The following is a 14,462-nucleotide window of genomic DNA, read 5'->3' as shown; positions in this document are numbered from 1 at the left end:
TTGCCGCACAGGCTAGGCGCCGGGTGCCGCAGTTTTGTTTTTGAAATCAGTCTGATACCAGCCGTTGCCTTTCAGCTGAAAACCCGCAGCAGTGAGCTGCTTTTCGTATTTCTCGGTTTTACACGCCGGACATTGCGTCAAAATGGCATCAGACATTTTTTGCATATGTTCATCCGTATGACCACATGCACTACAGCGATAAGCATAGATAGGCATAAGAACTCCTTTCCAGAACGCAGCATTATAACGCGGAACTGATTTATTCGTGAATGTGCGTCATTGCCGCCGATTCAAGTGCGGAACATGAAATACACCGCCCCCACCATGCACAAAGCGGCGTACACGTAGTTCAACTGGAATTGCTGCTCAGGTTCAATAAAGGTATCCCATCATGCCAAGCAGAAGAAAAACACACCCTACAGCGCTGAAACCTAGGCCGAAAAACCAGACGAGTCGCCGCTTAACCATAACGGCTACCCCACCCAACAGCATGGTCACTTGAAACAGAGTTACCGCGATGGCTAACCGATCGTGCGCCTTTAATTGATGATCGCTGACTGCTCCTGCGCTAGCGATTCGAGCTCGCATTTCACTCCTCTTGCGATCCAAGTGCTGTAACTCAGCCAAATCATCCTCACTTGGGCTCTGGTTCATTGCCTTCAGTATTTCAAATTTGGCATGCAGCACAGTTCGACTGGCATCTAGTCCCTCAGCAGAGGATGAAAAAGAGCCCTCATTCGACAATGCCACTGTCGCCTTATCTGAGGCAAAGGTGGCCATAAGGGCCGCTAATGCCGACAACACGGCCAGAATGGACGAAGTGAAGGCAACAAACAACTCCCAGCGTGGCGTTCTGTTATTGCCTTCTGATTCTTCCCGATTCTCAATCAGATCATCAACAGCCAACTCCTCGATACTATCTGCAACGATGTCTTCAATCTCACTCGACATGCTCCGACCTCACTTCGAGAGCAACACAACCACGCTGCGCCCGGACACCAGATACTCGGCGTCCTCAATTACGGTGCCAGCCTGCATGTCCATCGCCGCCTCACCCGCAATTGCACTGTCGGCATAACGATGCCAGTGCCGCCCGTTCAGCTCCGGAATCTGAAAACCCAGCGCCTGGTCAGCCATATTGAGCATGATGTGGAGATCCGGCTCCTTGTCATCGAGCGCGCCAAGGGTGAACGCCAGTACCTGGCAATCGGGATCGCTCCAGCCGGGAGCATTCAGCATGCAGCCATGCCAGGCAATCTGCGCCACCCCGCGTGCATTGATCCCACCCTCGAAATAATCCCAGCGGCGCAGCTGGCTGCAGCGCCGGCGCAGGGCGATCATGCCTTTTACAAACTTAAACAAGTCGCGGTTGGCATCCAGCAAGGACCAATCAAGCCAGCTGATCGCATTGTCCTGGCAATAGGCATTGTTGTTGCCCTGCTGACTGCGGCCAAATTCGTCACCGGCCATCAACATCGGCACCCCCTGCGACAACAGCAAAATGGCGGCAAAATTCTTGATCTGCCGCTTGCGCAAGGCAATCACACCCGGATCTTCACACGGGCCTTCCTGCCCGCAGTTCCAGCTTAGATTGTCATCAATGCCATCCCGATTCCCTTCGCCATTGCAGTCGTTATGCTTGCCGTTGTAGGAAACCAGATCCATCAGGGTAAAACCATCGTGACAGGCAATGAAATTGACCGAGTTTTCCGGGCCGCGGCCATTCCACTGATAAATATCGGCACTGCCGGCAATGCGGGTGGCCACCGCCCCGACCAAACCCGGATCACCACGGACAAATCGCCGGACATCATCGCGGTAGCGGCCGTTCCACTCCGCCCAGCGCATGCCTGGAAAGCTGCCGATTTGGTACAGCCCTGCGGCATCCCACGCTTCGGCGATCAGCTTGGTATCACAAAAGGTTTCCGATAGTTCCAGATTCCACAGCACCGGGGGATGGCGCATGGGTCGACCGGACTCATCACGAGACAGGATGGATCCTTCATCGAAACGGAAGCCGTCAATGTGAAACTCGCGAACCCAGTACTCCAGACAATCCTGAATGAATTTATCGGTAATGGGGTGATTGCTGTTCACGGTGTTGCCGCAACCGGTGTAGTCCATGTAGTACTGCGGCTGACCATCGACCAGAATGTAATAGGTGCGGTTATCGATCCCCTTGAAGTGCAGGGTAGGCCCGAGGTGATTGCCTTCATTGGTGTGATTGAACACCACGTCCAGAATGATCTCGATATCTGCGGCATGCAGGGCCTTTACCAGATCGCGCAGTTCGTTGATGTGCGCACCTTCGTGGGCACTCGCGCAGAAACTGTTTTCCGGCGCGAAATAGCCAACAGTGGAATAGCCCCAGAAATTTTTCAGCGAGCTGCCATCAGGCAGCACCCTCAGTACCTCGGTTTCATCAAAATCAAACACAGGCAGTAATTCAACCGCCGTGACGCCCAATTCCTGCAGGTAAGGAATTTTCTCGATCAGGGCGCGGAAGGTGCCCGCCTTGGGCAGATCACTGCTGGCCGTAAAACCGCGGACATGCAACTCGTAAATCACCGAATCGGCCATTCGCCGCCCCAGTGGCTTGTCTCCCTCCCAGTCATAATCGCGCGTATCAACGACTTCACAGCGCATGGCATGGTGCAGATTGTCGCCATCGCCGCAGGCGGCGGCCCGATCCCAAAGCAGATTGCTGATTCCCTTGGCATACGGATCAAGCAATACCTTGGCCGGGTTAAAGCGCAGCCCTTGCTCTGGCTGCTGTGGACCATCAACCCGGTAGGCGTAATGCCAACCCGGCTTGAGCCCCTCCACCAGCACATGCCAGAAAAAGAAACTGCGGTTGCTTTCAGGGTTCAGCACGATGGTTTGTGATGGCTCCTGATCATCCGGTCGAGCAAACAGCAGCAACTCGATGTGGGTGGCATCCTGGGAATACAGTGAAAAATTAACCCCTTCGTCGCACGGCGTGGCGCCAAGCGGATGAGGACGGCCTGCCTGGGTTGCAAACTGGACCATGCTTGTTCTCCATGAGTGAAAAAACAGCCCCGTCAAAAATGGGGCTGTTTAAGGTATGCCCTCAGGCCAGTACGACTTCTTCGCCGAGTTCCTCAGCCATCAACTTCGACTTGATCTCGTCATTGGCGCCAATGATGGTCAGGCGACCACCTGCAGAGAGCTTGCCTCTTTCAAAGGCCAACACGCGCAAGCCCGCATCTGACAGATGCGCCAGTTTGCTCACATCAAGCGTAACATTGTCCGGATTGCTGGCGATCAGCTCTGCCAGACGAGTGCGGAAATACGGTGCCGCCAGCGTGTCGAGATCCCCCGTGAGGGTCATGCAGTTGCCATCCACCACCAGATTGAAATGCACCAAACCATCGGTAGGCATTAGTTGAACCTTGACGCGCAGAGCGGTGTCGCTCACAGGCAACTGAACGGTGAGGGCCTCGGCATCAAAACCTGTGAAGGGTTGACCATCGATGGTGACCGACTCGATGCGCACGCTACCAGTCGGCAGCATATCGGGAGCAACGCGCAAGGTGCGATCAGCCTCGGGGCGCGGCTTGAAAAAGAGATCGAGTGGCTGACGGGTAATCAGCAGGTTAGTATATACCGCAGCCAGATAGCACAACTCAAAGCTATGGTAGCCAGCCATCGAATGGCTGCCCTTCATCCGCTCGTTGCCCAGCATGTAAGGCATGCCATTGGCCAGCACATTGAAATAGACGCCACCAACATCATGGTCAAGGAACCAGGCGTTGTAGAAGGCCGACGATTCTCGCGCCAGCTTCTGATATTCCGGTTTCTTGTCCAGACCGTACATGATCAGGTAGGCCAGAATGCCCTGCTCCTGCTGCCACCAGGCCTTGCGGTCATGCCAGGCAAAACGGTGCCACTGCTCGCCTTCCCCGAGGGTACGGGCAACCACGTCATACCAGCCCCCCCGCTGCTTATCCATGCCGTGCTCGGGCATCAAGGAGGCGATACGGGTGGCAAACTCGCGGTACTCGGGCTTGTCGACCATCGAACGGATTCGCGACAGATTCCAGGCAATTTTCAGATTATGCCCAACCACGGCACGGTTCTGTTGCCAGCCCCATGTCTGATCGTGGCTCCAGTCCGCATGGAATTTCTCATTGACGAACGCGCTGTTCGCATAATCGGGAAAATGCTGCGTGATGGTATCTGCGCAGTACTCCAGCATGGTTTTCCACTCGGCCCGATCTGTCGCGAGCACCGCATTGATCAGGTATGCCGGCGCATGATCCCCCACGGAGTTCCAGTTTTTACGTGCACGGTTACGATCCAGTGATTCAGCTTCGCCATCGAAGGTTACCGGGTCAAGATGTGACCAGTAGCCCCCTTGTTTCGGGTCGAGGTAATATTTCTGGAACATATTAATGGTTTGCTGAATATCGCTGGCAATCCGTGTATCGCCGGTAATACGAAAGGTTTGTGTTGGACCTGCCAGCGCGTAGATCTGCTCGTACGCAGGCAGCGCATCGAAATCATCGCCAAACTCAGAAGCAAATATCTTGCGCTCATGATCCCCCACCACATCAATCGCGTGATACCAGTAGCAGTACTGTTCACTGGCGTTCTGGCAACGGAAATGATCGCGCAGATAGTTGGTACCCTCTTCGGCGGCTTCGAGATAACGATCATTGCCTGTTAGCAAGTAAGCTGACGCAAAACCGTACACGAGGCGGGAAATGGTATCGGTTTCCTGACGATAATCACCAGTGGTTCGCCCATCGGCGGTAATTTGAGTGCGATAATGTCGATAATCGATCGGGCCATCACCGAACTCGGCATTCACATAAAAATCTGCCAGTTGGCGAATTTGCCGCACCCACCAGTCCTGCTGCTCGAACACATAGGCGTCTTCGTTTCTACCGGCGAACACAATATGCTTGGCTTCGAAACGGGTCACGCCATTTTCTGGGTAAAAAATGCCATACACGAAACAGAATCGCCCAGGCTTGAGCATATTCTGAATCTGTTCAGTGGAGATGAATCCCTCGCCAAGATTGCGGATAATCTCAGCGTAGCAATTATCACCAAGTTTAACTTCGAACTCGCGGCCATCACTAGTGCTAAGGATAAAGTACTCCTTGCGCTCCCACTCAAAAGCCTTGACATATCCCATAATCAAATCGGAAAAAGTGAATTGCATAGCATCCATTTTGTTCTCCTAGCGTTAATTGGTAGAGTCAGTTGATTTTAGGTGCGATGCCGTCATTCCCTTATTAGCGAGGACGGCAGCAGGAAAAAGAATAGGGAGCAGCTTGCTGGCTTCAAGAAGAACAAAAAGCAGCATCCCATAATGCGCAATGAATTGCGCTGTGCCAGCCTGAGAGACGACAAAAAACAGCTCCTCGGCCATACCTAACAGAAGACAAACGGCTGCAACGCTCAGCAATAGCCAAGGCTTCTGCAATTGCTCATACAAACAATCGGCAAGCCAAATAGAGAAACGCCCCCTCTGTTCAGCATCTGAAAGCAACCCCAACGCCAATATCAAACTCGAAAGGCTGCGTGCAAATGCCAACAATGCAATCAGACCCAAGCCGAAATACCACACCGAGCGAGCCTGCCCTAGGCCGCCCAGTACCCAGTCTTGCCATCCCTGATATCCCACCAGGAGCAGCATCGACAAACTAAGAAAGAGATTGAGCTTGGGATTTTCTACATAGCCTTTGAACAATCCTTGCATGGCCGGATGCCGGGCCGTGGTTGGCGTCCCCAGCAACCCGACCCCCAGTAATCGGGAACCCGCGATCAGGTTGATCAAGCCAATAAAGACTTGCTGAGCACCGGTGAGCACCAACGCCAACTCACCCGTAGTCGTGGCTTCCACGACCCCCCGGCGAGTTTCAAGCAGATCAATTGCCCCGAGCAGGGCAATCGTTAACCCGGTCAGCAGCGCCAGCCAGGGGCTACTTGCCAGCACGGCCACTATTTTGCGCAGATTGGACATGAGTGATGGCTCTGCTCAGGCGGCCCGCAAGCGCTCAATAATCTGGCGCGCCAGCAAATGGCAATGGCCTCCAGTACGAGCAGTTATCAGATCACCATCATCCACCATGTCGGCATCCACGTACTCTGCGCCGTAGGCTTTGGCATCACCCAGCAGGTTGTTGTGGCAAGTCAGACGACGCCCCTTCACCAGGCTGGTGTCCGGCGCAGTCAGCCACAAGCCGTGGCAGATGATGCCCTTGAGAATGCCGGGCTGAGCAAAGGCGCGCGCCAGAAATGTGGTGGCAGGCGGGGTTTTGCTGACATCCTCCGTATAACGCAAGCGATCCGCCACCATACCGGAAGGCACAATCACGGCCGCGAAGCTGCGCAGTTCCTCATCGCTCATGCCCTCGAAACTCTCGTTCACCTGCAAGGGCGCTTTGTACTCATGGCCCGTGAAGGTAATGGAGGATTGTCCCCAGAGGCGGGTAAGGAAATGCAGTTCGACTCCTTCTTCGGGAAAACGGTGCTGGTAGTAATGGATTTCGTTCTCGTAAAAATCCGATTCGATTAGTACGGCAATTTTCTTGCCTGCAAGCGCTAAATTATTCATATACGCATAGCTCCGATTAGTTGGAAAATCTTGCCAATATCATCGACAAACAAATAGCGGGCACGTAATCTGGAACTCTAGTCGCGAGTTAGGCATATCTGCCTGCGAGATATGCAACTTTAAGTGCCAGCTAACATCTTTCAACTCATGGCTAGGTTACCTTGAGTTTTGCGTCAAAGGCAGGAGGTGTAATCTGATCTCGATAACCCTGATTCAGCTCGATGATGTTGCCCTCGGGATCCTTGATCCAGGTTACTTTCATGTTTTCGATGTATTGCCCCATATCCAAAGGTCCCAGCGTAATCACCGCCTCGTCGCCCATGGCGGCAAGTAGTGCATCAAGATCATCAACCTCGAAACAGAAGTGGCGCATACCAACGCTGTCATAGCCATCCTTTTCCGGCGGGGCGAGCTGTCGTTCCTTCCTTGCGGCAAATAGTTCGATATAGCAGTCTCCAAGCCTGATCATGACCACCTCATGTGAGCCAGGATCGTACACTCGTGCACGCTCAAATCCGAAATGCCGAGTATAGAACTCCTCCTGTGCAATGGGGTCTTTGCAATTCAAAGCAATATGGGAAAATCGGATGCCGTTCATAACTGATACTCCGCAGTTGGATTTATTTCGTTTTTTTAGCCAATTAAATTATGCTGCGTTCAATAACCCTGCTTTTTCAACTCATCCAGAAACGGTTGCAACTCTTTGCTATCCAGATAGTTTTTTTGGTGTGAAATTTTGCCGTTCCGAATGGTATAAGTATTGCAGACATCAACTTCGATTTTGCCCCCGCTAGCCGTTACAGCAGAAATATGAGTCTGGGCCGCTGCGTGCTCGCCATTCACGAAGTAACTGAGCAAGTTATTCTGGAACGAACTGTAAACCTTAGTCAGAACACCCACACCATTGCGAAGGTTTTCTAGGCCCTCAATAGTGCCAATAGGCTCTATCAGTACGACATCATCTGCAAATAGCGTAAGCCACTCATTCCAGTCGCCAGCATTTACTGCACTGAAATAGCGCTCGACCACTTCAGCCGTAGTTAGGTAGTTATCAGCCATGTTTGTCTCACTTGACGGAATATAAAATTTCAGAAATGGCAGCTTCAGACAACGCTTTTGCCGAGCCAACAGCACCAAAGCGCATTGCCTGGCTGGCAATCGATCCGATGTATTTTTCATCGACCCCAGCCTCAGACAGCGTTAGCGTAATTCCCAGCGAACGCCAGAATTCTTTGGTTTTTTCGATGCCTTCTCGGCCAAGCTCTACGTCCGTACGGCCTTTACGTTCGATACCCCAGACATTCTGGGCATACTGGGCAAAGCGTTCTGGAATAGCCTCCAGCACATAAGGCATCCAGCCTGAATACACAATAGCCATGCCATGCCCATGATTAAGATCTGTCTGGGCAGACAGTTCATGCTCGATCAAATGCGATGACCATTCTGGGGTGGCGCCGCACATATTCTGGTCGGCACAGGCCCACGCAGCCGCGTATAGAAGGTAACTGCGCGCGTCGTAATCATTGAGGTTTTCTTGTACGCGACGCCCGGCAGCGATGACTGCCTTGAGCTGTCCTTCCTTGATGCCATCGAGAACCAGCGTATTTTTGGAAGGGGAAAAATACTGCTCTAGGAAATGGGTCATGATGTCGGCAACGCCGTACATGCTTTCCTGCAGAGGGGTCGTCAAGGTAAGAGCCGGGTCATCAATGCAGAATTTGGCGTAGATTCGTTTATCAATGATCATCAGCTTTTCTTGCGTCTCGCGACGGGAAAGCACAGAGGTGTAATCAAATTCTGATCCGGTGCCTGCTTTCGTCATCACGATACCGAAAGGCAGCACATCACCAACCGTATGCTTGGGGACTTTGGCGGGGTCGTGCATCGCGTAGTTGAAGTCTTCATAGGCATCCCAGATATCCGAATCCATTCGGGTGCCGATAGCTACTGCCTTGGCTGTGTCGCTTACGCTGCCACCGCCAATACCGAGTACAAATTCAATATTTTCTTGGCGACAAATGTTGATGCCATCCTCGACTAAACGATAGCGGGGATTGGGGTGTACACCTTCCAGTTCGAACCAGGTAATGCCGGCTTTAGCAAACTGGCTAACTACTTTTTCGTAAAGCCCGGTGTCTTTCAGATGATGTTGGCCATAAACGAGTAGAACTCGCTTACCGTAGGGCAGTATTTCATCTGTCAGATTATCTATCTGCCCCTTGCCGAACAGCATTTTAACGGGGTTAAAGTAATTGAAATTCTCCATCATCAAACCTCGTAGGTAATGCCATGCACGTACTCCGAAACAGCCCCAGCAAAATGGGCTGCCTCTTTGTGCACGGGATGATTGAAGTAAAAATCGTAATCAGCCCTGGTTTCGAAGTCCGCAAGTACACATAGATCATCAGCAGGAAACAGTGCTGAAGAATCGTGAAAATTTTCTTGGGCTTGAATGACTTTAATCGTATTGATATTTTCGCGAAGTTTTTCGACATTTCGCTTGATCTGGCTGACGTTGTCGGCCTTGCTCTGGCCGTTTTGACTGTCTTTCAATTTGAAAATTGCAATATGCCGTATCATTTTTCACTTCCTATCGTAATGGAGTTACTAACCGATGTTGTCGAACAGGTCGACCACGTCATAACTGACAATGACCCACACGCCTTTTTCATTGGCCATTTCCCATTTCTGCATAGCATCAAAATCACATTGTTTTGATTGCGAACTGCCTTCCGGACGGGTCCTGGCTTGCCAGTTCACCCAAATGGACAAATTGGCGCGGGTGCCATCGCTCGCAATTTCCATATGCCGAATAGTATGGCTTTGATCAAAAAAGGCGAGCCTGATACCTTTGTACCAGCGGCTGAAACTATCCCTATCAGTCAGCGTGGCCTCGGGAAAACGCAATGCAAAACCGTTCGATGACAGCATTGCCAACAGCTTTTCTTCATCAATCTGATCCGTCACTGCCTTGAACCAGTTGCGTACAGCCTTGCTTATTTCCAGGTGATCCATTCGCTTCCTCCGCCAGCCATTTGCCCAAGATGATTATGCTGTCTCATGTAGTACATTTCTGTCATTGCACAGGATGAATACGGCCTTACTGCCCGCACCTCATAGCGACCTGCTCGGGGTGTGCGTCGCCCTCAAGGGCCAGATCAATCAGGAAGGGTTCATCATCGGCCAGCATCCGCGCTATGGCCGGAGCAATGTCTGCCAGCGTCTCTACGCGTACGGCAGTAACGCCCATGGCCTGCGCCAGTTCGGCAAAATTGATCGCCGGCTGCGAGAGGTCAAAACAGAGTGGATGCGAATGCGGAGCTGCTTGCTGCTCATGCCAGTAGGCATCGATATTCAATTGCAGCAGGCGATAAGAGCGGTTATTGCACACCACAAATTTCGCGCCACACCGATGTCGGCGCGCGGTATACAAAGCCTGGATGGTGTACATGGAACCGCCATCACCGCTGAAGCCGATAACCGTGCGCTGCGGGTGTGCCAGCTTGGCACCAATGGCCCCCGGAATGCCCACACCCAGCGAACCGCCACGGGTCAGAAAATAGCTGCCCGGCGTGGCGGGGGGAAGGTAACGGGTCAGCGCGGGTGAACTGGTCAGTGCTTCATCAAAAATCAGCGCGTTCTCTGGTAATTGCGCGGCCAGTGCTTGCGCAAACCGAGCCATCGTAACCCCGTCATGTCCTGGTGCTGCAACATCGGCAGCCCGCGCAGCAACCAGTGCTGCGGCGCGCGACTGGCGCAGCGCAGCCAAGCGCTGTGCTGCAGCTTCGTGTTGCTCAGGGCTCTGCCGAGTCCGTAGCGCACGTGCCAGCGCCGCCAGCGTTAACTTAGGATCTGCGACCAAGCCAAGATCAACACGATGATTCTTGGCGATTTCGTAGGCATTCAGGTCGATATGCACGATGCGTGCATCCGGCGCCCAAATGTCGCCAAGCTCCGGAAAGACCTCGGGCACCATGTAGGTGCCGACGACCAGATTGACGTCTCCCCGTTGCAGTGTCGGCAAGCTCTGGCTGCCGAACATGTGCCCGGTCAAGCCACTATGGCAGGGGTGGGCATGCGGCAGATTCACCTCCCCTTCGTCCACGCCATAAACCTCTGCCCCCAGCAACTCGGCCACCGAGGCCAACTCGTTCTGGGCCTGCGACCAGGCCACGCCGTCGCCGGCGTAAATCATGGGTGTCTGAGCAGCCACAAGCCAATCGGCAATGGTGCCGATGGCTTCCTCATCGGGCATGCAGCGGGTGGAGGGCACGCAACTCGGAAACACCGGCTCCTCGTTCATGGCATCCATCACATCGGCCGGTAGGCAGACATAGACCGGGCCCATGGGTGGCGTGGTCGCGATCTTGATGGCGCGCCGCAAGGTGCGCAGCACATTACGTGGATCCAGTACCATCGTCGCATACTTGGTGACGGGCTCCATCATGGCGACCAGATCAGCCGCCATTTGCGCATCCAGATTCATGTACTTGATACCTGCATCACCGGCCAACACCACCAGTGGTGCATGACCACGCTTGGCCTGATACAGTGCGCCAACCGCATTGCCTATACCTGGTGAGCTATGTAGCTGAACCAAAGCAGGTTTCTGGGCTGCACGCGCATACCCATCAGCACAAAGCACAGCCACACTTTCCTGCAGGGTTAGGATGTATTTCATTTCGGGAAAATCGGCCAATGCATCCAGCCAGCCTTGTTCGACAGTTCCGGGATTGCCGAACATATGGCTAACGCCATCGGCCAATAGTTGGCGATAAATGGCATGACAGCCCGTGTTGGTTTGCGTCATCAGGTCCACCTCATCGAATGCACAAGCAAAAGGGACTTACCAACCGTACCGGCGCACACCACGCTCAAGTACATTAACAAACTGCTCACCAAACTCATGCGAGCACTGCAATGAACGCGCGGTGATGAAGGGGTAGTCGACGATGACGGAAGTGGGCTTGCCGAAATTACCGTGATACTGCCCCTCAGGACCAACCGCATCGGTCAGTACATATTCCAGGCAGTAAGGAGGTGGTCCGAGATTGAAGTCGGTGCCGATAAAGCCGGTGCCATCGTGGTAGTCATATTCGATGCAATGACCGGTCACGTGCTTGCCACGGATGATGCTGCGGCGCTCGTTGAAATCACGCGCCATCGGCAGACATGCTACGCCATAGCAAATTGCGGCAATTGGTTTATCCTGCTTAAAAAATCCGAGAATCAGGTCATGCACGCGCTGATTGTTTACCATATCGACTATCGGGCCACTACCGCCTACCAGCAGCAAGCCTGCATACTCGTCAAGCTCTTCAGCTAGTTCGCGAAGTTTGACGTGATAGGCCTCCAACTCACGAAGAAAATCTGGCTTGCTGTAATACGGACGCTCAGGAAACCAACTCGACAAATTAAGCGGGGCTTCAAGTCTGGGGCTATCTTTGACCGCTATCACCTCTGCGGCATCGGCAGTGGTAGTGACACGGCATCCCAACGGAGGGTCAAAGTAGTCGGTGTCATAACTGGGCGGCAATGCAACGGGTCGCTGACCCTTGGGTGTAACAAAAACTAGCTCATAACCAGCCGCTTCAAGCTTTAGCATCGGGCCTGTGAGTTCTACCCCCCAATACCCAAAATTCGACAGGACTGCCAATATTTTCTTTGCCATTGCGTAATTTCCCAAATTTAATAACCAATGAGCAGTTCCAAAAGCACACCGTTGTGCAATGCAAAATTGCATGAACACTCTTTATTGATTACGCAGAGGAAGTTTTCAAGAAAATATTCTTTTCGCATATTCTAAATCGCATCGAGTTTCGCGGAGGCTCCAATTCTTGAGAGAATGGAGCTATGAAGATGTCAATTCAGTTTTCCTCCGAAGTCCGCGAACGTGCAGTTCACATGGTGATTGAACACCGCGCTGAATATCCATCCGAGTGGGCTACCCTCGTTTCCATCGCCAGCAAAATCGGTTGCACACCCGAAACGTTTCGCACTTGGTGTCGTAGGCAAGGTGGCGATGTCGTTCCTGCCAATAAAAATACAGCCGAGGGCGAACGCATCAAAGTGTTGAAGCGTGAGGTGCGCGAACTTAAAAAGGCCAATGAAATTCTGCGTCTGGCCAGCGCGTATTTCGCGCAGGCGGAGCTCGACCGCCGCTTGAAATAATCAGGGGATTCACCGATGCCCATCGTAAGCAGCACGGGGTCGAGCCGATCTGCAAACTATTCCAGGTCACTCCTTCTGCTAATCAACGGTTTGCCGTTCGGCAGCGCAACTCCGCGTTGCGCTGCCTACGGGCCATTCGTGATGGACATACTGTGGCGAATAGTAAACCGAACGATTGACTGAGGCTGGCTCGAGTCTTCCGCGGGCGCGACAGGTGATCGTAACGACAATGCAATGGCGGAGTCGATAAAAGGGCTCGACAAGGCCGATGCGACTCACCGTTTGGGGACTTTGAAAAGCCTAGAATCTGTGGAGTTCGCGACATAGAATAGGTTTCGTGGTTCAATCACCATCGTTTGCTAGGGTGGTTTGGCCATATTCTGCTTGCGGAAGCAGAAGCAAACCATTACCAGAATCAAAGTAAGCAAGCAATGCGGGGCCGACTTAAGCCAAACAGCCTACGCAAACCCGGTGCGATTCAAGCATGGCAATATAAGAAACGGCCGGAGACAGGTTCATCGAGGCAAACACCTGAAATTTTGCTAGAATCTGCGCAGTTTACCGTGATCACCCTTTCATTCGGAATACCAATGTCTGCACTTCGCTCGATGATCATTGTCTTGCCACTGCTGTTTTCAATGGCTGCCCACGCTGGCGACAGCGAGGATATTCAACAGCTGATCCGCACCAAGCAGTTTACGCAAGCGCTGGACAGGGCCGATAAAGCGCTGGGCAAATCGCCCAAGGACGCCCAGCTGCGTTTTCTGCGCGGTATTGCCCTGAGTGAAACCGGGCGCACGGATGACGCAATTAAAGCGTTTACCCAACTTTCCGAAGATTACCCGCAACTGCCAGAGCCCTATAACAATCTGGCCGTGCTGTATGCCAATAAAGGCCAGTACGACAAGGCGCGTGGTGCTTTGCAGCTGGCGATTCAAACCAACCCGAGCTACGCGATTGCACACGAAAACATGGGTGATCTGTATGCCCGCCTGGCTTCGCAAGCTTATGACAAAGCCTTGCAGCTTGAAGGTGGCAATCCTCAGGTGCAGACCAAGCTCAAGCTGGTCGATTCGCTTTTTGGCCAGCAAGCTGGCCGGGTGCCAAGCAAACCGGTGACGGTGGCAGTGGCGCCGATCAAAGGCGCAATTACACCACAACCCACTTTGCCACCGCTGCCCAAAGTAACCCTGCCGCCAAAAGTGGCAGCGACGGCACCTGCTACTGCCAAGCCAAGCGCTGCACCAGTCGCCACAGCCAAGCCAGCCCCGACGGCCGCGCCCAAGCCGACCGAAGCACCGGACAATACGCCTGACAAAGCAGCCAAGCAGCAGATTATTGCCAGCGTGCAAGGCTGGGCGAGTGCCTGGAGCCGCCAGAATGTCAGCGGCTACATTAATAGTTACTCGAAAAACTTCAAGGCCCCCGGTGGCCGCGCCGCCTGGGAAAAAGATCGGCATGCCAAAATCAGTGCACCCAAGTCGATTGACGTGAATGTCAGCGATTTGCGGATTGAAATGATCGACGAGAAAACTGCCAAAGTACGTCTGCGCCAGCAATACAAGTCTGACCGACTGTCGAGCAACACCGGCAAAACACTGGTGCTGGAAAAATCAGGCAGCCGCTGGCTGATCCGTGAAGAACGGATCGGTGGTTAATGCTTCCAAGCGGTGACTTTTTCTTGAATGCCTGCGGTCAACTG

The 14,462-nt window shown here is 53.1% G+C and carries 14 protein-coding genes, 1 pseudogene and 1 other annotated feature; of the genes and pseudogenes, 2 read left to right on the top strand and 13 right to left on the bottom strand.

What is annotated here, in order from left to right:
- Window positions 1-12 precede the first annotated feature (12 nt).
- From FLS37_RS07095 to FLS37_RS07035, 13 genes are all read right to left on the bottom strand, one after another.
- Entirely contained in the window at window positions 13-216 is a 204-nt protein-coding gene (locus FLS37_RS07095) for an FmdB family zinc ribbon protein (RefSeq protein WP_157315360.1), read from the bottom strand.
- Window positions 217-372: 156 nt separating this feature from the next.
- Complete coding sequence (locus tag FLS37_RS07090; RefSeq protein WP_157315358.1) at window positions 373-951, bottom strand: DUF4337 family protein; 579 nt, start codon at window positions 949-951, stop codon at window positions 373-375.
- Between the two features lie 9 nt (window positions 952-960).
- Window positions 961-3,030 carry a glycogen debranching protein GlgX gene (glgX, locus tag FLS37_RS07085; protein WP_157315356.1) on the bottom strand — a complete coding sequence of 690 codons (2,070 nt, stop codon included), beginning with the start codon at window positions 3,028-3,030 and terminating at the stop codon, window positions 961-963.
- 61 nt (window positions 3,031-3,091) lie between these two features.
- Window positions 3,092-5,200 carry an STAS domain-containing protein gene (locus FLS37_RS07080; RefSeq protein ID WP_157315354.1) on the bottom strand — a complete coding sequence of 703 codons (2,109 nt, stop codon included), beginning with the start codon at window positions 5,198-5,200 and terminating at the stop codon, window positions 3,092-3,094.
- Between the two features lie 15 nt (window positions 5,201-5,215).
- On the bottom strand, window positions 5,216-5,995 hold the full coding sequence (locus FLS37_RS07075) for a hypothetical protein (protein ID WP_157315352.1): 780 nt from the start codon (window positions 5,993-5,995) through the stop codon (window positions 5,216-5,218).
- Window positions 5,996-6,010: 15 nt separating this feature from the next.
- Window positions 6,011-6,589, bottom strand: coding sequence for a DJ-1/PfpI family protein (locus tag FLS37_RS07070; protein ID WP_157315350.1), 579 nt, complete (start codon window positions 6,587-6,589; stop codon window positions 6,011-6,013).
- Window positions 6,590-6,740: 151 nt separating this feature from the next.
- Entirely contained in the window at window positions 6,741-7,187 is a 447-nt protein-coding gene (locus FLS37_RS07065; RefSeq protein WP_157315348.1) for a VOC family protein, read from the bottom strand.
- A gap of 59 nt (window positions 7,188-7,246) precedes the next feature.
- Window positions 7,247-7,648, bottom strand: coding sequence for a nuclear transport factor 2 family protein (locus FLS37_RS07060; RefSeq protein ID WP_157315346.1), 402 nt, complete (start codon window positions 7,646-7,648; stop codon window positions 7,247-7,249).
- A gap of 7 nt (window positions 7,649-7,655) precedes the next feature.
- On the bottom strand, window positions 7,656-8,858 hold the full coding sequence (locus FLS37_RS07055; protein WP_157315344.1) for an iron-containing alcohol dehydrogenase: 1,203 nt from the start codon (window positions 8,856-8,858) through the stop codon (window positions 7,656-7,658).
- Window positions 8,858-9,169, bottom strand: a complete 312-nt coding sequence (locus FLS37_RS07050; RefSeq protein ID WP_157315342.1) for a Dabb family protein — start codon at window positions 9,167-9,169, stop codon at window positions 8,858-8,860. The genes FLS37_RS07055 and FLS37_RS07050 overlap by 1 nt, the downstream gene beginning before the upstream one ends.
- Before the next feature lie 27 nt (window positions 9,170-9,196).
- Window positions 9,197-9,604: a nuclear transport factor 2 family protein gene (locus FLS37_RS07045; RefSeq protein WP_157315340.1), complete on the bottom strand. Its 408-nt coding sequence runs from the start codon at window positions 9,602-9,604 to the stop codon at window positions 9,197-9,199.
- Between the two features lie 85 nt (window positions 9,605-9,689).
- The gene (locus FLS37_RS07040) at window positions 9,690-11,399 is read right to left on the bottom strand and encodes a thiamine pyrophosphate-binding protein (RefSeq protein WP_157315338.1); all 1,710 of its coding nucleotides are present in this window, start codon (window positions 11,397-11,399) and stop codon (window positions 9,690-9,692) included.
- 36 nt (window positions 11,400-11,435) lie between these two features.
- A complete protein-coding gene (locus FLS37_RS07035; protein WP_198314522.1) occupies window positions 11,436-12,332 on the bottom strand; it encodes a type 1 glutamine amidotransferase domain-containing protein in 897 nt (298 codons plus the stop codon).
- Window positions 12,333-12,442: 110 nt separating this feature from the next.
- Here FLS37_RS07035 and FLS37_RS07030 point away from each other — a divergent pair.
- Together FLS37_RS07030 and FLS37_RS16750 are read left to right on the top strand one after the other, a co-directional pair.
- Window positions 12,443-13,200 (top strand): annotated as a pseudogene (locus tag FLS37_RS07030) (transposase); the annotation flags it as partial.
- Window positions 12,718-12,834: a sequence feature (AL1L pseudoknot), on the top strand. It overlaps the preceding pseudogene by 117 nt.
- A gap of 150 nt (window positions 13,201-13,350) precedes the next feature.
- The gene (locus FLS37_RS16750; protein WP_232522530.1) at window positions 13,351-14,418 is read left to right on the top strand and encodes a tetratricopeptide repeat protein; all 1,068 of its coding nucleotides are present in this window, start codon (window positions 13,351-13,353) and stop codon (window positions 14,416-14,418) included.
- Window positions 14,419-14,462 lie beyond the last annotated feature (44 nt).

Origin of the sequence: Chitinibacter sp. GC72 (genome assembly GCF_009760905.1) — a bacterium.
Lineage (GTDB): Bacteria > Pseudomonadota > Gammaproteobacteria > Burkholderiales > Chitinibacteraceae > Chitinibacter.
The sequence above is the reverse complement of the archived record's forward strand: the minus strand, read 5'-3'. Positions and strand labels throughout refer to the sequence as shown.

Bases quoted from the DNA above. Each gene is read 5' to 3' on its own strand.
- FLS37_RS07070 (WP_157315350.1), bottom strand. From the start codon at position 6,589: ATGAATAATTTAGCGCTTGCAGGCAAGAAAATTGCCGTACTAATCGAA.
- FLS37_RS07040 (WP_157315338.1), bottom strand. From the start codon at position 11,399: ATGACGCAAACCAACACGGGCTGTCATGCCATTTATCGCCAACTATTG.
- FLS37_RS07075 (WP_157315352.1), bottom strand. From the start codon at position 5,995: ATGTCCAATCTGCGCAAAATAGTGGCCGTGCTGGCAAGTAGCCCCTGG.
- FLS37_RS07060 (WP_157315346.1), bottom strand. From the start codon at position 7,648: ATGGCTGATAACTACCTAACTACGGCTGAAGTGGTCGAGCGCTATTTC.
- FLS37_RS16750 (WP_232522530.1), top strand. From the start codon at position 13,351: ATGTCTGCACTTCGCTCGATGATCATTGTCTTGCCACTGCTGTTTTCA.
- glgX (WP_157315356.1), bottom strand. From the start codon at position 3,030: ATGGTCCAGTTTGCAACCCAGGCAGGCCGTCCTCATCCGCTTGGCGCC.
- FLS37_RS07095 (WP_157315360.1), bottom strand. From the start codon at position 216: ATGCCTATCTATGCTTATCGCTGTAGTGCATGTGGTCATACGGATGAA.
- FLS37_RS07090 (WP_157315358.1), bottom strand. From the start codon at position 951: ATGTCGAGTGAGATTGAAGACATCGTTGCAGATAGTATCGAGGAGTTG.
- FLS37_RS07035 (WP_198314522.1), bottom strand. From the start codon at position 12,332: ATGCAATTTTGCATTGCACAACGGTGTGCTTTTGGAACTGCTCATTGG.
- FLS37_RS07065 (WP_157315348.1), bottom strand. From the start codon at position 7,187: ATGAACGGCATCCGATTTTCCCATATTGCTTTGAATTGCAAAGACCCC.
- FLS37_RS07045 (WP_157315340.1), bottom strand. From the start codon at position 9,604: ATGGATCACCTGGAAATAAGCAAGGCTGTACGCAACTGGTTCAAGGCA.
- FLS37_RS07055 (WP_157315344.1), bottom strand. From the start codon at position 8,858: ATGATGGAGAATTTCAATTACTTTAACCCCGTTAAAATGCTGTTCGGC.
- FLS37_RS07050 (WP_157315342.1), bottom strand. From the start codon at position 9,169: ATGATACGGCATATTGCAATTTTCAAATTGAAAGACAGTCAAAACGGC.
- FLS37_RS07080 (WP_157315354.1), bottom strand. From the start codon at position 5,200: ATGGATGCTATGCAATTCACTTTTTCCGATTTGATTATGGGATATGTC.